Raw genomic sequence first — 18,364 nt, 5'->3', positions numbered from 1 at the left:
GGTCACCACCGCGACCTTGGCGCCCGCATCCGCGAAGGCGGCCAGCACGGTGCCCGCGCGCAGGTACTTGGGGTCGTTCATCATGACTTCCTGGCCGAGTTCGCGGTCGAAGAAGTAGTTGCCGCAGATGCCGTGCACGGCGGGTGGCACGCCGGTCACGATGGACAGGTTGTTGGGGTTGGTGAACGAGGGCACCACGCAGTCGGCCAGCAGGTCGGCGCCGGACTTCCGCATGCGGTCGAAGTACGGGGCCACGCCGGCGGCGATCGCCGCGTCGAGGTACGCGGGCTCGCAGCCGTCGACGCACACCACGACCACCGGGCGCGACATCCAGCGGTAGCTGCGGGCGTTGACTTCCAGCGATTCAGGTTTCATGGCTGAAGATTCCTTGATGGAGATGAATGGATCGCTCGAATGAGGCGAAGGGCGGTCCGCATCAGCGCCGGATGAAGACCGCGATGGCCGCGCTGACGAGGCAGGCGGTCGCGACGATCGGGAAGACCATCGCCGTGCTGCCCGAGTGGTCCAGCAGCCGGCCGATCAGCGGCTCGCCCAGGCCCGCCAGCAGATAGGAGAAGAAGTTCATGACGCCGGTGGCCGTTCCCGAGCGCTTTGCACCGACGAGGTCGGGGCACAGGGCCCAGAACGAGGAGGCGGGGCCGTACACGAAGAAGCCCGCGAGGAAGAGCAGCGCCAGGCCGGCGATGCTCGTGGGCGTCAGGTACATGCCGATGGAGGCGGCCGCGCCCAGCAGCATGTAGAGCACGATGGCCTTGTAGCGCTTCGAGCCGAAGACGCGGTCGGAGATCCAGCCGTTGGTGAGCGCGCCGAAGGCCATGCCAACGGGCAGCGCCACCGAGATCCAGACCGGATTGATCATGCCGTCGGCCATCTTGCTCCAGTCCTTGCCGAGGAAGTGCACCGGCACCCAGACGATCAGGCCGTAGCGCGCCGCGTTCTGGAAGCCGATGGCGAGTGCCGCGATGAGCAGCTTCGGGTTGCTGAGCACGGCCTTGTAGCGGCTCCACGAGCTTTCCTCGGGCGCGGCGTGGTTCGCGGCGGCGGCCTTCGCGTCCTCCGCGTTGGCGATGCCGGTGTCGGGCGACTTGAAGCCCATGTCCTCGGGGCGTTCCCGTGCGATCAGGTAGAAGACGATGCCGCCCACCAGCATCAGCAGCACCGGGAGCCTGAAGATCCAGCGCCAGTCCAGGTGCAGCACGTTGACGACCACGATGGAAGTGACGAAGGACAGGATCGACGCGCACCCCGCCGCGAAGGTGTAGAAGCCGAACACCTTGCCGCGCTCGCCCGTGCCCCACCAGTTCGACAGCAGGCGGCTGCCCGGTGCCCAGCCGAGCGCCTGGAAGTAGCCGTTGACGCCCCATGGAATCGCGAGCGTCTTGAAGCCGACCGCGAAGCTCACCACCCAGTTGGCCGCGCAGGACAGAATGGCACCGGCGGTCATCACGCGGCGGCCGCCGAACTTGTCGGCGAGGTTGCCGTTGATCGCCTGGCCAATGGCGTAGCACCACAGCAGGCTGGCCGAGGCCCACCCCAGCACCTCCTTCGACAGACCGAACTCCTTCTGCAGCCCCGGAATGGCGAAGCCGAAGGTCTGCCGGCCGGTGTAGAAGAAGAGATAGCAGAACATGGCGGCCAGCAGCATTCGCCACTGCGCGCGCCGGAATGAAAGCTCGTGGGGCGGCGCGTACGTGCCCGCCTGCAAACCCTGGTTCGCCAATTGCATGTTCGTCTCCTGTGCTTGACGGGCGTGGACCCGTGGGGGGCCGGCTGCGGCGCCGGCATTGTTTTGCTCGAAGTTTCGCGGCTTCGGCCGGCTATGCCGGCACCGCGCCGATGAAGTTCCTGCCGCGCGCCCCGTCCATGGCGCGCGCGATCATGGCGGCGGCCTCGGCGTCCGCCACGCCGTAGTCCGCGAATTCGGTCTTCACGCCCAGCCCCTGCAGGAAGCCGCGCAGGCGCAGCGAGCCGGCGCGCAGGTCGGGCCCGAAGAGGCGCTGCAGCGTGCGGTCGCGCTCGGGCGAGCGCGACCATGCCTTCTCCAGGACGATCGGCAGCGTGAACGAGCAGGCGATGCCGTGAGGCAGGCCGTAGCGCAGCGTCATCTCGTACGAAATCGAATGAGCCAGTGCCGTCTTCGTGTTGGAGAACGCGAGCCCGGCCTTGAGCGCGGCCATCGCCATGCGCTCGCGCAGCTCGATGCTGCCCAGGTCCTGCATCAGCGCAGGCAGGCATTCGAAGATGTCCTGCACGGCGGAGATGGCGAAGGTGTCGGAGACGGGGTTCGCGTTCACGTTCCAAACCGATTCGAGCGCGTGGGAGAGCGCATCGAGCCCGGTCGATACGGTGGTGCCCGCAGGCACCGAGAGCATCAGCTCCGGGTCGACGATGGCGGCCTCGGGCCAGGTGGCCTGCAGGTGCAGCGAATACTTCTTCTGCCTTGCGGCGTCCCAGATGGTGGCCCAAGGCGTCACCTCGCTGCCGGTGCCAGCCGTCGTCGGCACCGCGATCAGCGGCTTGACGCTGGCGGGCTCGAACGCCTTGCCTGCCGCCAGCAGATCCACCAGCTCGCTGAAACCGCGGCTCGCGGTGCCGACCATCAGCGCCTTGGCGGTGTCGATGGCGCTGCCGCCGCCCACGGCGACGATCGCGTCGCAGGCATCGGGCGACTGCCAGAAGCGATCGTAAAGCGCGCTCAGGTGCGCCACGTCGGGGTTGGGGCGCACATCGTCGATCACCTCGACCAGCGAGCCGGGCAGGAGCTTCTCGAGGCGCTCGACCAGCCCGAGTTCGCGTGCTTCGGGGAATGTGACGACCGCGACGCGGCGGCCGGCGAGTATCGAAGGGAGCCGTTGCAGGCTGCCTCGGCCGCTGTGGATGGATACGGGGTTGTGATAAGCGTGGGGCATCGGGCTTGTCTCGTGTTGGCGTTTGTCGGTTTCTGCCTGCGCATCGCGCTGTGCCGCGCGTTTCGTCTGGAGGCAGTGTCGAAGCGGCCCGAGGCTGCGTCCAATCGCATTTCCGTTGGGTGCATGGCCGAAAACCGATGGATCGATGCCCGCTCCCGCACCGCGACACGGGGTAAGCGCCCATTCGCGGGTGTCCTGGCCTGTGAGAGGCTCTGCTCCCCCGGGGCCGAATCCATGTTCCACCAGTACTACAAATCGATCCGATGCTTCCACGCCGTGGCGAAGACGGGCGGCTTCACCTCGGCGGCGCAGTACCTGCACATCGGGCAGCCGACGGTGACGGACCAGGTCAAGTCGCTGGAGGCACGGTTCAACGTGGAGCTCTTCCTGCGCAGCGGCCGCAGCGTGAAGCTCACGGCGGCGGGCGAGCGGCTCTATGCCATCACGCAGGGGCTGTTCGGGCAGGAAGAGGAGGCCATGCTCTTCCTGCAGGGCGCGCGCAAGCTGAAGGTGGGCATGGTCCGCGTCGGCTCGGTCTCTCCACCCATCGCGATGGAGCTGGCGCGCAACTTCAAGCAGGCGCATCCGCCGCTGGACATCACGGTGTCGATCGGCTCGGAGGAATCGACGCTGCAGGGGCTGCAGGACTTCAGCATCGACGTTGGCATCGTCGTCGAGCCGGCCGCGGCCGAGGGGCTGCACATCGAGCCCTACCGCAACGAGCGCATCGTCGCGGTGGTGCCCGAGGGACATGCATGGACCAGGCGCAAGTCCATCTCCACCCGCGACATCGAGGGCGAGACGGTCATCCTGCGCGAGCCCGGCTCCAAGACCCGGCATCGGGTCGAGCGCGCCTGCCGCCAGCAGGACGTGAGCCTGCACTGCGCGATGGAGATCAACAGCCGCGAGGCCATCCAGCATGCGGTGGCCAACGGCATGGGCGTGTCCTTCGTCACGCAGGTGGAGTTCATTCCGCTGCCGGGCCTCGCGGCGGTTGCCATCGACGACGAGCAGCTGTCGATCAGCTACTCGCTGTGCTGCCTCTCGATACGCAGGGAGCGGCCGCTGATCGATGCCCTGTTCGCTGTCGCGCTCTGATGAGCCCCGGCCGAGGCCCGGATGAAGCCTCGGCGGCTGCGGGATTTCACCAAGCTTGCGCTCCAGCCTGGGCGGCGCATACTCCGCCAAAAGCGCCACAAGCCACTCGTCGGCCCCTGCGGGGTTCCGGGCGACAGCCAGGAGACACGTGTTGCAGCGAACGAACATTGCCAACCCGGCCTACTTCCACAAGGTCGTCGATTGCCAGTACGCCTGCCCGGCGCACACGCCCGTCCCCGAGTACATACGCATGATCGCGCAGCGCCGATACGGCGATGCGTACATGGTCAACTGGGTCTCCAACGTCTTCCCCGGCATCCTGGGGCGCACCTGCGACAGGCCTTGCGAGCCGGCCTGCCGGCGTGGACGTGTGGAAGAAAGCAATACGGAGGCCCCGGAGCCGGTGGCCATCTGCAGGCTCAAGCGCGTGGCCGCCGACATGAAGGAGGACGTGCGCGCGCGCATGCCCAAGCCCGTGCCGAAGAACGGCAAGCGCGTGGCCTGCATCGGCGCGGGGCCGGCCTCGCTCACCGTCGCGCGCGACCTGGCGCCGCTGGGCTACGAGGTGACGGTGTTCGACGGCGAGGCCAAGCCCGGCGGCTTCATACGCACGCAGATCCCGCGCTTCCGGCTGCCCGAGTCGATCATCGACGAGGAGACGGGCTACGTGCTCGACCTCGGCGCCGAGTTCCGCGGCGGCGAGCGCATCGATTCGATGGCCGCGCTGATGGGGCAGGGCTGGGACGCGATCTTCGTCGGCTGCGGTGCGCCGCGCGGGCGCGACCTGGACATTCCGGGCCGGCAGGAAGCGGCAGCCGGCATCCACATCGGCATCGACTGGCTGAGCTCCGTCTCTTTCGGCCATGTCAGCAGCATCGGCCGGCGCGTGATCGTGCTGGGCGGCGGCAACACCGCCATGGACTGCTGCCGGTCGGCGCGCCGCCTCGGCGGCAGCGACGTGAAGGTCATCGTGCGCAGCGGCTTCGACGAGATGAAGGCCTCGCCCTGGGAGAAGGAAGACGCCGCGCACGAGGGCATTCCGATCATCAACTTCCACGTGCCCAAGGCCTTCGTGCACGACAACGGCAAGCTCGTGGGCATGCGCTTCGAGATCGTCAAGGCCGTGTACGACGACAAGGGCCGCCGCACGCTGGAGCCCACGGGCGAACCCGAGGCCTACTTCGAATGCGACGAGGTGCTGGTGGCCGTGGGCCAGGAAAATTCCTTCCCCTGGATCGAGCGCGACTGCGGCATCGACTTCGACAAGTGGGGCCTGCCCGCGCTGGACGCGAACACCTTCCAGTCGACGGTGTCCAACGTGTTCTTCGGCGGCGATGCAGCCTTCGGGCCCAAGAACATCATCACCGCCGTCGCGCATGGCCACGAGGCCGCGGTGTCCATCGACAAGCTGCTGCGCGCGGAGCCGATCGACGTTCGTCCGCCGCCCATGACCAACCTGGTGTCGCAGAAGATGGGCATCCACGAGTGGAGCTACGACAACGACACCTCCAACGACCTTCGCTACAAGGTGCCGTGGGCCAAGGCGGAAGCGGCGCTGGCCAGCATCCGCGTGGAGGTGGAACTGGGCTTCGACGCCGCCACCGCCTTCAAGGAGGCCGCGCGCTGCCTGAACTGCGACGTGCAGACGGTGTTCAACGAGCCCGCCTGCATCGAATGCGACGCCTGCGTGGACATCTGCCCGATGGACTGCATCAACTTCGTCGACAACACCGATGAAGAAGGGCTGCGCTCGCGCCTGAAGGCACCGGCGCTGAACCTGGCGCAGGACCTGTACGTGTCCGGCGGGCTGAAGACGGGCCGCGTGATGGTGAAGGACGAGGACGTCTGCCTGCACTGCGGACTGTGCGCCGAACGGTGTCCGACCGGTGCGTGGGACATGCAGAAATTCCTGCTGAAGATGACGCTCGCGGGCCAGGAGAAGACCCGGGAGCAAGGCCTGAAGGAGGCCGCATGAAGCAGATAGAGGCGGTCAACGACTTCGTCATCAAGTTCGCCAACGTCAACGGTTCGGGCTCGGCATCGGCCAACGAGCTGTTCGCCAAGGCCATCCTGCGCATGGGCGTGCCGGTGAGCCCGCGCAACATCTTTCCCAGCAACATTCAGGGCCTGCCGACCTGGTACGAAGTGCGCGTGACCGAAGAGGGCCACCTGGGCCGGCGCGGCGGCACCGACATGATGGTGGCGATGAACCCGCAGACCTGGGACGCCGACATCGCCGAGCTGGCGCCCGGCGGCTACCTCTTCTACGACAGCACCCGGCCACTGCCGCCTTCGAAGTTCCGCGACGACATCCGCGTGATCGGCATGCCGCTCACCGAGATCTGCAATGCCGTCTACCAGGACCCGCGCCAGCGGCAGCTGTTCAAGAACATCGTCTACGTGGGCGCGCTGGCCATCCTGCTGGGCATCGAGCCCGAGGTGGTCGAGAAGCTCTTCGGCGAACAGTACAAGGGCAAGGAGAAGCTGCTCGCCTCCAACGTGCAGGCACTGCACCTGGGCTGCGACTTCGCGCGGGAGAACCTGCGCGAACCCGTGGGGCTGAAGGTGCGGCGCGCCGACCGCGTGGGCGACAGGATCTTCGTGGACGGCAACAGCGCGGCCGCGCTGGGCTGCGTGTACGGCGGCGCGACGGTGGCGGCGTGGTATCCGATCACGCCGTCGTCTTCCGTGGCCGAGGCCTTCCAGAAGTACTGCACCAAGTTCCGCGTGGACCCATCCACCGGCCAGCACCGCTTCGCCATCGTGCAGGCGGAGGACGAACTCGCGTCGATCGGCGTTGTGGTCGGCGCCGGATGGAACGGCGCGCGGGCATTCACCGCGACCTCGGGGCCGGGCATTTCGCTGATGACCGAGTTCATCGGGCTGGCCTACTTCGCGGAGATTCCCGTCACGCTCATCAACGTGCAGCGCGGTGGCCCTTCGACCGGCATGCCGACGCGCACGCAGCAGGCAGACATCCTCTGCTGCGCCTATGCGTCGCACGGCGACACCAGGCACGTGCTGCTGTTTCCCGAAGACCCGCACGAGTGCTTCGAGCATGCGGCGGCCGCGCTGGACCTCGCCGACCGGCTGCAGACGCCGGTGTTCGTGATGACCGACCTGGACATCGGCATGAACCAGCGCCTGTGCAAGCCCTTCGAGTGGGACGACAGCAAGGCCTACGACCGCGGCAAGGTCATGAGCGCCGAGGAACTGGAGGCGGGCCGCGACTTCGGCCGCTACAAGGACGTGGACGGCGACGGCATCCCGTGGCGCACGCTGCCGGGGACGCACCCCACCAAGGGCAGCTATTTCACGCGCGGCACCACGCGCGATGCCTATGCGCGCTACTCGGAACGCGGGCCGGACTACATCTACAACATGGAGCGGCTGCTGAAGAAGTTTGCGACCGCGGCCACGCTGGTTCCGCAGCCGGTGCTGCGGCCTGCCGCGCAGAAGACCGAACTGGGCGTGATCTACTTCGGATCGACCAGCCCGTCGATGCACGAGGCGCTGCAGGCGCTGCAAGAGCACGGCATCCATCTCGACGCGATGCGGCTGCGGGCCTTTCCGTTTCCCGACAGCGTGGTGCAGTTTCTTGCGCAGCATTCGCGCGTGTTCGTGGTCGAGCAGAACCGCGACGCGCAGATGCGTAGCCTGCTGGTCAACGAACTGGATGCCGATCCGGCGAAGTTGGTGCGGGTGCTGCACTTCGACGGAACGCCCATCACCGCGCGCTTCATCGTGCAGGCGATCGAGGCGCACGCCGGCAAGACGAGCGCGCAAGGCAGCGCAACCGCCAATGCGAAGGAGGCCGCATGACTTACCTCGCCAAGCCGAAGCTGCGGCATCCGACGCTGGCCACCAACAAGGTGGGCTACACGCGGCGCGACTATGAGGGAAAGATCTCCACGCTGTGCGCGGGCTGCGGGCATGACTCGATCTCGGCCTCGATCATCGAGGCCTGCTGGGAACTCGACATCGAGCCGCACCGCGTGGCCAAGCTCTCGGGCATCGGCTGCAGCTCGAAGACGCCGGACTATTTTCTTGGCGCATCGCACGGCTTCAACACGGTGCACGGGCGCATGCCCAGCGTGCTGACCGGCGCCAACCTGGCCAACCGCGACCTGCTGTACCTCGGCGTCTCGGGCGACGGCGACTCGGCCTCCATCGGCCTGGGCCAGTTCGCGCACGCCATGCGGCGCGGCGTGCGCATGGCCTATATCGTTGAGAACAACGGCGTCTACGGCCTCACCAAGGGCCAGTTCTCCGCCACGGCCGACCAGGGCTCCAAGAGCAAGAAGGGCGTGGTCAACACCGACAGCCCGGTCGACTTGGTGGCCATGGCGCTGCAGCTCGGCGCGAGCTATGTGGGGCGGGGCTTCTCGGGCAACAAGGCGCAGCTGGTGCCGCTCATCAAGGGCGCGATCAGCCACGGCGGCTCCGCCTTCATCGACGTGATCAGCCCCTGCGTGGCCTTCAACAACCACCCGGGCAGTACCAAGAGCTACGACTACATCCGGGAGCACAACGAGACGGTCAGCCGCATCGACTTCATCAGCGGGCGGGAGGAGATCGCCGTGGACATGGAGCCCGGCGAAGTGATGGACGTGCGCCAGCACGACGGCACGCTGCTGCGCCTGCGCAGCCTGCACCCGGACTACGACCCGGGCGACCGCTTCGCCGCCATGGCCTACATGCAGCGGCATCACGAGATGGGCGAGGTGGTGACGGGGCTGCTCTACGTCGACCCGCTGGCCACCGACCTGCACACTGCACTCAACACCAGCGACCGGCCGCTCAATGCATTGGGGCCGCAACAGCTGTGCCCCGGCGCCCGGGCGCTGGAACGGCTCAACGCCTCCTTGCGCTGAGCAACGGCCGGCGTCAACATCCAGGGCTCGACTCACGGAGGGCGCATCATGTCCGAGCGCACTGTTTTCCAATCGATCTCGCGCAAGCACGTGCTCAGCCTGGCACCGCAGGCCACCGTGCGCGACGCAGCCTGCGCGATGACGCGCGCCAACTGCGGCAGCGTGCTCGTCATGGAGCTGCCCGACACGCTGCTGGGCATCCTGACCGAGCGCGACCTCATGACCCGGGTGCTCGCCAAGGGGCTCGACCCCGACGGCACCTCGGTGCGCGAGGTGATGACGCCCAACCCGATCTGCGTGCCGCCCGAGACGCCGGTCTCCGACGCCGTGGTGCTGATGCTGGAGCGGGGCTTTCGCCACCTGCCGCTGGTGGCGGGCGCGAAGGTGCTGGGCGTGTTCTCGGTGCGCGACGCGCTGCCCAGGGAGATCGGCGCGGCGGTGAGCCTGAGCGAGTTCAGGGAGCAGGTGAACGACGCGCTGGGGTGAGGCGCGGCGAGGTCCCGCTCATTGGGCTCCAGGTACTGCCCGCAGATGCGAACGTGCCCGGCGCGGTTTCGGCGGGGCGCTGCGCCGCGAGCCCGTCAGTACAGGCCGTGCCGGGCCAGTCGCGCTGCCTCGCTCACAGCTTGAGCAGCGTCATTGCGCAGCGCTCCACGCCTCGAACTCAGTGCGGCGTTGACCAGACCGACTTCGCTCAGCAGCCGCATGATGTCATCTTCTTGCGGGTACGAGTTCATGCCGTTGAATCGTGGCCACATGCTGATGTCGATTGTCCCGAGCTTCTTGAAAAGATCGTATTCGCTGGCCTCTGCGAGGAAACAGCCTGCAATTTGGTTGGTCCGGTTGTAGTGAATGAGCACGTGCTTGTTGCGCAGATCATTCTCTGCAGCAGAAAGAATAGTCTGGATCGTGCCGCGTTGATCCAGCGCCGTCTTGCCCCCCGGGAGCTTGGGCATCAATGTCGTATAGAAGCCGATGCTGTAGTTGACGACCTTGCGAAGCGTCATGGCTGCGGCGACTTCCAGCAGCGAATGGTGATATTCACCGACGATGGCCGCCAGCGGCAGCATCATGAGCAACGGGTCACCGCTGCTGATGTCGGCCCATCCTGTCAGGAAGTAGAGGTTGTCCGTCGTGGTGCCGGAGATGTCCGCACCATAGGGCAGCCCGAAGGTCCGGTCGATCTTGCCGATCGTGCTGGTGTCTTCGATCTTCCAGACCATCACGCCGCCGAACTTGGTGCCTACGTTAAGTCTGCGAAGTTCGTCGTTCTGGAAGAGACCGCCTGGAATCAAGTCGTAGTAGGGGTTGGCGGTTTTCGTGTCTTTACCGAAGAACTCCCCTGCTTTTACTCGTATGCGACCGCCGCTCACTTCAGCGGTGCTCGCCACCTTGGTCCAGGCTCCGTTGACGTTCTGCCATGAAGTTCCCTTCTTGGTGGGAGTTTTCTGCCACACCATCCCCTTGTCCGCCTTGGCCACATGGGAAGGGGTCGTGTTTGCCTTGAAAGCCTCTCCGCCACCGCCATAGCGCCATCCAATCTGCTTGGCTCTTTCGCTCGTGAAAAAGGTGGAAAGCGAAGCGCATGAGTCGATCACTTCTCCATAGAAGCGGATCAAATTTCCGCATTGCTGAGGAGTCAAGGGGGCAGTGCTTTCAAGCACGCCCGTCACTGTCTTTTTCGAGGTGTGGAAGAGGAACGCGTTTTCTCTTTCGAGGCGCGCGACTGTCTGTTCAACCACCGCATTGGAGGTCGAGCAACTCACGAGAAACTTGAAGGCCGTCGTTACGGCTGCTTGCAGGCGCCGATGCAATTCGCCTGTGCTGAATTCCGCGGCCAGATTGAAGGCAAGCTCCTGTTCGAGGGCAACCCGGTCTACCAGGATTTTTTGAATCGTGGGAATGTCAGATGTGTAGAGCATGAATGTCTTTCATAGCTAGGGTGGATATGGTCAGCTCACTCCGGCCTGACGCCGATCATCGAGAAGTACCGGTTCAGATCGCCGTCCTCCCGCAGCACTTCCTGCATCAGCTGCGGCAGCGGCATGCGCCCCCATGCCACGGCGCGGTTCACCAGGTAGGGAGTCGGGCTGTGCGGCTCCTCGCGCATGAGGTAGGCGGCCGCCAGTTCGAGCAGCCGATAGGCCTCGGCGCGGCTGCCGATGCGGCCGCTTGCCAGCGCCTGCGGGAGTGCCTCGGATGACACGGGAGGAAAGGAGGGAGGAGGAGCGTTGCTCATGTCGTTGTCGTCCATCGGGGTTTCGGCTGGCAGCGGCTCGGCATCCGGCATCCAGCCAACCGTGGCCGGCGTGGTCGGCATGACCGGTTTCTCTTCATCGCGCGGATCCCGCTCCTGCAGCAGGCTGCGCAGCGCCTGCCGCATGCGGGCGAGCATCTCCTTCACCTTCGACAGGCTGGGCGCATCGATGCCCAGCCGCTCGTCGAGCAGGGCTTCCAGGCGTTGCCACGCGTCGGTGGCCACGGCGACCCGATCGTCGAGCGCGGCGAGCGCATGCAGGTCGCGCGCTGCGCGGTCGAGAATGTCCTGGCGCGACACCGTCTGCGCGCTCGGCTCCTCGGCCACTTCCTTCGCCTTCGCCTTGGCGTTGCCCGCGGCCCCGGCCGCGCCCGTGCCGTACTCGCTGGTCAGTGCACGCTGCCAGTCGCCCAGCGTGATGAAGGGCGGCGAGAAATCCGGCCATTCGAGCAGCGGCACGCGCATCAGAAGCGCGTGCGCGATGGTGTCGTTGACCCACACGAAGGTGGCGGTGCGCATGTCGGCGTCGCCGTCGTCTCCGATGCGCGGATGCACGTCTTCCCAGAACTCGCGCGCCAGGCCTTCGAGCAGCCGCGCCCCGGCGGCCAGCCCGTCGATCGCATGGCGGTGCACCCAGGCCTCTGTGAGCCAGGCGGCCATCTGCAGGTCCTTGCTGCGGCGCTGCAGGACCTCGGTGCACAGCATCTCGGCGGTACGCCAGTCGGCCTTCTTGAGCGGACGGGTCCATTCGCCCATAGGCAGGCTGGCATCTTCCTCGGTGCGCGCCTCGCGAATACGGGCGCACACCGGGTCGTAGCGCAGCGGCGGGCCGGCCGGGCCCTCGGGGCCCTCCAGCGGCGATAGAAAGATCGCGAGGTCGGGCGCGAAGCCGCCGGTGGCTTCGTCGATATCGGCGTTCAGGGGGGACAGCAGGGCGGCCATCAGGGCATGTTCCATTCGGGGGCGCGCGCGGGGAACGCGGCGGGCCAGATGAGGGCGTTCTTCTTTCCGGCGGGGCTGGCCGCCACGCGCAGGAACACGCGCGCGCGCCCTCCGTCGGGTGCCTGCGCCGCGTCGCCGGCCGACTGGGCCACCAGCGGAAACTCGAACTTCAGCAGCTGCGAGCGGCCGTCGGGCCGCTGGGCCGGGTCGCCTTCGCGCTGCCGCTGCGCCAGCGTGAACAGCGCCCACGGATCGGCGAAGCGGAAGCTCACGGTCTGGCCGTCGGTGATCAGCGCATGCTGCTGCGGATCGGCGCGCGCGATCAGCGGCGAGTCCTTCGCGATGCGCAGCACCAGCGCCACCGGCGTGCCGTATTCCCAGCGCAGCGTGCGCGGCGCGTCGCGCAGCCTGAGCACCTGGTCGCCGACCTCGAAGGACCAGTCGATGATCTTGTTGCCTTCGATCTCGGCCATGGTGTTCGCGCGGAACTCCACGCTCAGGTCGTAGCCGGGCGCGGCGCCTTCCTCGGTCGGGAAGAGCGGCAGCAGGAAGTCGCGCGATCGCGCGAACTGCTCGGCGAAACGTCGCGCACCGGCGCCGGGCATGCCCGCGTTGCGCAAGCCGGCGTCCGTGCCGCGGTTCTCCTTGAGCGCGCGCGCCAGGGGATCGAAAGCCCGCAGCAGATCGTTCACGTCCGCCGGGTCGGCCAGCTCGAAGGCGCGTCCCGTCGCCGGGCCGAACGGGTGGCGGCCCGCCAGCGAGCGGTTGAAGCGGGTAGAGAACTGCGTCCACAGCTCCTGCTGGTCGCCGAACTGCAGTTCCTGGCAGCGCGCGAGCAAGGCGCCGTAGATCTGCTGGTGGCGGTCGGAGAAGTAGTCGCCGATGCGCGTCGCCGGGGCCTTGCCCGCCAGCTTCGCGCCGCAGGTCTCGCGGTCGATCTCGGCGCCGGTGGTGCCCAGGAACTGTTCGAGCAGCAGCAGGCTGCTGTTCGGGTTCTTGAGCCGGTAGCGTTCCAGGTCGCGGTTGATCGCCTGCCAGCGCTGCGCGAGCACCGAGCCCGCGCCCACGCCGTCGAGTGCGGCGATGTAGCTGTCGGCCAGCTTGCCCAGTGTTTCCACGCGGTTGAACTGCTGGCCCAGGTAGGCCGCGAGCGAGCCCGCGTCCGAGACGCCGAAGGCCACCAGCATCGGCCCGCGCTCGCCGCGCCAGGCCTGGAAGTCGCGCCCGCGCATGGCGTAGAGCTCCGACTGGTTGAAGGCCTCGTCGACCGCCTCCAGCCGCTGCATCGCATCGCGCGAGATCATCGCGCGAAGATCTTCGGCGCGGGAGCCGGCACCCAGCTCGTAAAGCAGCGCCTGGATCTTGACCAGGCGCTGGCGAGAGGCCTCGTAAGCGGCCGCCTGGGTGTCGATGGAGCGGCCGCCATCACCCATGCCGTTGGCGGCATCGGCCACCTGGTCGACCACCAGCTGCGCGAAGTGCGCGCTGAGCGCGCCCTCGATGCCGGGCCGAAGCGTGGCGGGAAAGGCCTGCATGCCTTCGTTCATGTAGCGCTTGCGGATGTCGCCCACGGCCAGCGCCTGGTCGAGCCGCGGCAGGTCCCACACGGCCAGCGTGCGCGTGCTGGTGCCGGGCAGTTCGCGGTCGCGCGCCGGGGCCATGAAGGGCTGTGCCAGCAGCGCGGTGAGTGCGTCGCGCAGGGCGATGCGCTCGGGCGCGAGCGCGAAGCGGCCGTCCTTGTCCTGCCACACCAGGCCGGGCTGGGCGCCGCCGAAGCGCAGGTTGAATTCGACGCGGAACTTCTGGAAGGCATCCTGCGCACGGCTGCGCGCCGCATCGGCCGACTCCAGCCCCAGCAGCCGGTTCTGCTCGATGCGCGCGATGGTGCGGTCATACGAAGAGCCCAGCACCAGCACCGGCTGGCGCATCCAGCCGCCCTTGCCCGAGGCGACCAGGTCTTCCTGGTCCTTGATGGCCGCGATCACTTCGCGGAAGCTGGCCGTGGTGCGCGCGAAGGTACCGGTGCTCGCCAGCGAGGGCAGCAGCCGCGCCAGCGACTGCTCCGACACCAGCAGCTCGTTGTTGACGAAGAGCCGCGCATCGAGCTGCGCCATGCCCTTGTCGAGCGCGCAGCGCAGCGCCGACTGCACGGGCGCGAGCGGAATCGCCAGCGCATTGCCTTCGGCCGCCTGGCGGAAGTAGCGCAGGTTGCGGCTCAGGTCGGCCGGCAGCTCCGCGCCCAGCGCGTAGCGCACGGCCACGCGCAGGTCGTCGGCATTGCCGGTCGCGGGCTGGCGCAGCCGCTCCACCGCCTGCAGTGCTGCATCGAGCTGCTCGACCGAGCCCAGGTAGCGCTGCAGCGCGCCGAACTCGGGCTGGTCTTCCACCAGCAGTCCGTTCTTGCGCGGCGCGTCGCCGATGGTCCTGAAGCTGGGCGGCAGGCCGCAGCTGGCGCCGACGATGAATTCGCCGGTCGCCTCGTCCTGCTCCACGCCGCTCAACTGGCTCACGCGCGCCATCAGCTCGCGCCGCAGCGTGCTCACGGCGATGTCGCCGAACTCGCGCTCGATGCGCTCGATCACGCGCTCGTTCAGGTCGTCGAAGGGCTGCCACGAACCGGGCATGAAGAAGGAATACGTGCCGTCGGTGCGCAGCCGCTCGTTCATGGCCAGCAGCGACAGCGCCTTGTTGCGGTACCAGGCGGTCGGAATGGTCTCGCCGCGCTGCTGCGCGCGCATGCGGTACTGCGCGTCGTTCTGCAGCTGGGCCAGCGCGGGCACCAGCGTCGCGTTGTGGCGGTGCAGCTGCCAGGTCGCGACCATCAGCCCGACGCCCCAGCCGCCCAGGAAGATCACCGCCGCCCAGCGCAGCGCGCGGTGCAGCACCGGGCGCGTGAGCGTCTGCGTGCGCGAGGGCCGCGTGAGGCCGTACTCCAGGAAGATCTTCTTCTCGAACAGGTCGCGCAGGAACGCCGGCTGGCGCATCAGCTGCGCGATCAGGTCGCCGCCGATGGGCTCCAGGTCCTTGTGGCCGTAGGCGTCGTGCTGGGCGTCGATGGCGGCGACGGTCTGTGCCGACTCGCCGCTGTCGCCCGTGAGGTAGATGCCTCGGAAGAAGAAGGGCTCGTGGTACGCACTCGGGCGCATCAGCTCGTCGACGTACAGCTGCAGCTGCCCGCGCAGCGCCTCGATGCGCGAAGGCAGCAGAAGTTGCGGGCCGGTGCCCTGCGGCGCGGTGCCGGTGGCGAAGAGTTCGGCCGACACGTCCGACACCGAGCGCACCATCGTGCCCACGGCCTCGTCGACCCATGCCGGCTGATAGGTGGTCGACAGGTCGTAGGGCGAAGACCAGCCCAGCATGCTCGCGCGCAGCGGCTCGGGCAGGGCGCTCGCGAAGGCGCTGAAGCCTTCGAGCTGCTCCGCGCCGGTCACCAGCACGTACACCGCGAAGCGCATCGCGAAGCGGTTCTGCGCCAGCCACAGGCGCCGGTGCGCGAGCTTGGCGCGCTTGGAGAGTTCGAGCCGCCCGTCGGTGCTGTCGTCCAGCAGCAGCGCCGCCGGAATGGTGATGACCACCGAGTCGAAGGGCCGCTGCGGCCGGTAGGCGCGGCACATGCCTAGGAACTCGTCCCACGGCTTCTCGGAGGCGTCGTCGTCATCGGGCGAGCCCAGATAGGCGCCCTGGATGTCGATGACCACGCCGCGGTCGAAGAAGTGCCAGGAGATACCCTGCGTGGCCGCCGCCGAGGCCGACTCGGTGCTCAGCGCGCTCGCCACGCCCGACTGCTCGATGGGCAGTTGCCGGTGGTCGTCGCCCTCGTTGAGCAGCATGATCCACGGAATGCCGTAGCGGTCCGCGCGCGAGGCGATGTTGCCCTCGATCAGCTCGACCGCCTGGCGGAACGAGCTGCGCAGCGAGTCGAAGCGGATGCGCGCGACCTTCGGGTCGCTCGACGGCCTGGCATGCGAGCGCCGCGCCGCGAAGTACAGCACCATGCCGAGCACGAGCAGCACCACCAGCGTCAGCACCGCGATGGAAATGAGGAAGAGCTGGTCGGTCAGCATCGCGACGACCCTCCGGAAACCTTGTGGAGACGCATGCCGTTCATCGCAGGTAGGCCCCCGATGCTTCGACCGCGCCCGGCTGCAGCACCTGCCGCACCGGCCACGACTGCCACAGCCACAGCAGCTCCGACACCGCCAGCAGCGTGGCCACGCCCAGCAGGAACAGCACCGTCCAGCGGCTCAGCGTGGGCAGCTTGCGCGGCGCGATGTGCGAGAGCGTGCTCGCGTAGGCCCGCTCCGACACCACGCGGTCGCGGCCCGAGAAATCGGCCGGCCGCTGGTAGACGAACTGGAAGAGCTCCTCGCGGTAGCCGAGCAGGCGGGCCTCCTCGCCCGCGCCCCGGTACTTGCCCTGGAAGCCCAGCGCCAGCGCGAAGAGGTACAGCCGCGCGATGTCGCGCTTGGAGGGCTCGCGCCCCGACAGCAGTTCCTCGATGCGGCTGAACACCAGGTCGCCCGCGATGTTGGTGCGGAACAGTGACGATTCCAGCAGGTGCCCCGTCCAGCGCTCGCGGCCGATCCACGGCGTGTGCAGCAGGATCTCGTCGGCCAGCGCGGCCTTGAGGTAGCGGGCGTCGGCCACGTTCTCGAGTTCGAAGCGCGTGCTCTCGCGGCGCGATTCGAGCGACTGCAGCTCCAGCAGGTTCTCCAGGTGGCGCGCCAGCGTCTGCGCCACCGCGTCGATGTCGCTCTCGCGCGATTCGGCGGTGCGGTCGCGTGCCTTCACGATCTCGTCGTAGAAGGCGCGGAACTGCCTCGTGATGTGGTCGTCGACCGCGAGGTCGGGGAGGTTGCGTGCCATGGTCCGGTCAATCCTTGATGAACAGCACGATTTCCTGCGGAGGCTGCGCGGTGGCGCCTTCGTTGGCATTGGCGATCACCAGCAGCTCGCCGGGAACGGTCAGCGCCGCGCTGGTCTGGATCGCGTAGAGCAGGTAGCCCGAGCCCGGGCGCAGGCCCAGCTCGTCGGCCGACTCGATGCAGCGGCGCACCGCGCCCAGCACGCGGCGCTCGCGCAGCGAGGGGTAGGCCGACTGCGAGCCGACGATGGCGCTGTCCATCCAGGCCATCAGGTCCTTGTCGGACTGCCCGCGCAGGCCCACCACGATGCGCGCGCCCGACACCCACTGCGGCTGCAGCGTGGTCTCGAAGGCGCCCTGGCGGAAATCGAACTTGTGCTCGCGGTACTCCTGGCTCACCTCCGAAACCGCATCGCGCAGCGCCAGCAGCAGCGGCCGGAACACGCGCGAAGGGTCGGCGTGGTCGTAGTCCATCGGCACCGGCGGTACGCCGCCCGGGCGCAGCAGGCTCAGCGAGGCCAGCAGCGCGCAAAGCGACCAGTACATGGGCAGCGGATGCAGGTGCGGCGTGCGCATCACGGCCTCCGCATGGGGCAGGCCCGACAGCAGGCTGCGCAGCCGGTCCTTCAGCTCCAGGTGCGCGAGGCGGTCGTCCACGCGCGAGGAGGGCACTGCCGTCTGCTTGGCCACGAAGGCGGCCTTGCCGCGCAACTGGCCCAGCAGGGCGGACGCGGCCGTCCACAGCGGGTTGTCGCGCGCTACCTCCAGCAGCGGCGGCTGCGCGTCGCCCAGCTTCACGACCTCGTTGTCCTTGAAGACCTGGCCCAGGCGCAGGTGCACGTGCGTGCCGGGCGGCACCGCGCCGGCACTCAGCGCGAGGCGCGGCAGCATGCGCGGGATGTTCGCGGGCTCGGCGTCGGACACCGCGTCCTCCACCGGAGCGCCGGCCACCGAGCGGAAGCGCACCGTCGCGGCGCGATGCCGGTTGGGCGTGGTCACGGGCAGCGTGAGGTAGATGTCCAGCGGCTCGTTGGCCAGCCGCTCGGCGTAGGGCGCAAGCGAGAGTTCGAGCGCGCCGTGCGCGGCCTCGGCGGCCGAGAACTGCACCGCCGTGCCGTCGGGCAGGATGGCTTCGAGCGCCAGCACGCGCAGCAGGCCGGCGGGCAGCAGGCCCTGGTCGAACACCAGGCGGCGCACGCCCCAGGCGAAAGGCGCGGCGGCCAGCATCTGCCAGGCGACGAGGGTGTCCATGCGCGCCGAGAACTGCTGGAAATGCTGCGGCGACAGCAGCATGCCTTCATGCCACTCGACGCGGTCGGTGATGGGGGCGGCGCGGTGCAGGTCAGACATGGTGCTCTCCCGCGCGGCTGTGTTGGAGTTGTTGGTTCACTTGAAGGGA

Annotated in this window: 13 protein-coding genes; 5 read left to right on the top strand and 8 right to left on the bottom strand. The window is 68.0% G+C overall.

All coding sequences use genetic code 11. The features are described from left to right. The 3 genes from QMO14_RS25750 to psrA form a co-directional block, all read right to left on the bottom strand. The coding region (locus QMO14_RS25750) for an alkaline phosphatase family protein (RefSeq protein ID WP_301510635.1) at positions 1 to 375 on the bottom strand (375 nt) is incomplete at its 3' end. 61 nt (positions 376 to 436) lie between these two features. Further along, positions 437 to 1,747, bottom strand: coding sequence for an MFS transporter (locus QMO14_RS25745; RefSeq protein WP_301510634.1), 1,311 nt, complete (start codon positions 1,745 to 1,747; stop codon positions 437 to 439). Positions 1,748 to 1,838: 91 nt separating this feature from the next. Next, positions 1,839 to 2,930, bottom strand: a complete 1,092-nt coding sequence (gene psrA, locus QMO14_RS25740) for an iron-containing alcohol dehydrogenase PsrA (RefSeq protein WP_301510633.1) — start codon at positions 2,928 to 2,930, stop codon at positions 1,839 to 1,841. Positions 2,931 to 3,164: 234 nt separating this feature from the next. On the opposite strand from psrA, the gene QMO14_RS25735 reads away from it, so the two are divergent. From QMO14_RS25735 to QMO14_RS25715, 5 genes are all read left to right on the top strand, one after another. Further along, complete coding sequence (locus QMO14_RS25735; RefSeq protein WP_301510631.1) at positions 3,165 to 4,028, top strand: LysR substrate-binding domain-containing protein; 864 nt, start codon at positions 3,165 to 3,167, stop codon at positions 4,026 to 4,028. A gap of 151 nt (positions 4,029 to 4,179) precedes the next feature. Further along, a complete protein-coding gene (locus QMO14_RS25730) occupies positions 4,180 to 6,003 on the top strand; it encodes an FAD-dependent oxidoreductase (protein WP_301510630.1) in 1,824 nt (607 codons plus the stop codon). After that, entirely contained in the window at positions 6,000 to 7,850 is a 1,851-nt protein-coding gene (locus QMO14_RS25725; protein ID WP_301510629.1) for a 2-oxoacid:acceptor oxidoreductase subunit alpha, read from the top strand. The genes QMO14_RS25730 and QMO14_RS25725 overlap by 4 nt, the downstream gene beginning before the upstream one ends. Then, positions 7,847 to 8,902, top strand: a complete 1,056-nt coding sequence (locus QMO14_RS25720; protein WP_301510626.1) for a 2-oxoacid:ferredoxin oxidoreductase subunit beta — start codon at positions 7,847 to 7,849, stop codon at positions 8,900 to 8,902. Before QMO14_RS25725 ends, QMO14_RS25720 begins: the two co-directional genes overlap by 4 nt. A gap of 48 nt (positions 8,903 to 8,950) precedes the next feature. After that, entirely contained in the window at positions 8,951 to 9,388 is a 438-nt protein-coding gene (locus QMO14_RS25715) for a CBS domain-containing protein (RefSeq protein WP_301510625.1), read from the top strand. 95 nt (positions 9,389 to 9,483) lie between these two features. Here the strand turns inward: QMO14_RS25715 and QMO14_RS25710 are convergent, their stop codons facing one another. From QMO14_RS25710 to tssK, 5 genes are read right to left on the bottom strand one after another with little or no spacing between them, the layout of a single operon-like run. After that, positions 9,484 to 10,824, bottom strand: coding sequence for a hypothetical protein (locus QMO14_RS25710; protein ID WP_301510624.1), 1,341 nt, complete (start codon positions 10,822 to 10,824; stop codon positions 9,484 to 9,486). A gap of 35 nt (positions 10,825 to 10,859) precedes the next feature. Then, positions 10,860 to 12,101 (bottom strand): type VI secretion system protein TssA, encoded by a 1,242-nt coding sequence (gene tssA / locus QMO14_RS25705; RefSeq protein WP_301510622.1) that lies wholly within the window; start codon positions 12,099 to 12,101, stop codon positions 10,860 to 10,862. After that, on the bottom strand, positions 12,101 to 16,165 hold the full coding sequence (locus QMO14_RS25700; RefSeq protein WP_301510621.1) for a type VI secretion system protein: 4,065 nt from the start codon (positions 16,163 to 16,165) through the stop codon (positions 12,101 to 12,103). The genes tssA and QMO14_RS25700 overlap by 1 nt, the downstream gene beginning before the upstream one ends. A gap of 40 nt (positions 16,166 to 16,205) precedes the next feature. Beyond that, positions 16,206 to 16,967, bottom strand: coding sequence for a DotU family type IV/VI secretion system protein (locus QMO14_RS25695; protein ID WP_301510620.1), 762 nt, complete (start codon positions 16,965 to 16,967; stop codon positions 16,206 to 16,208). A 7-nt stretch (positions 16,968 to 16,974) separates the two neighbouring features. After that, the gene (gene tssK, locus QMO14_RS25690) at positions 16,975 to 18,315 is read right to left on the bottom strand and encodes a type VI secretion system baseplate subunit TssK (protein ID WP_301510618.1); all 1,341 of its coding nucleotides are present in this window, start codon (positions 18,313 to 18,315) and stop codon (positions 16,975 to 16,977) included. Positions 18,316 to 18,364 lie beyond the last annotated feature (49 nt).

Origin of the sequence: Variovorax sp. CAN15, assembly GCF_030462475.1 — a bacterium.
Taxonomy (GTDB): Bacteria; Pseudomonadota; Gammaproteobacteria; order Burkholderiales; family Burkholderiaceae_C; genus Variovorax.
Note: the sequence above shows the minus strand (reverse complement) of the source record. Positions and strands in the feature narration are given on the sequence as shown.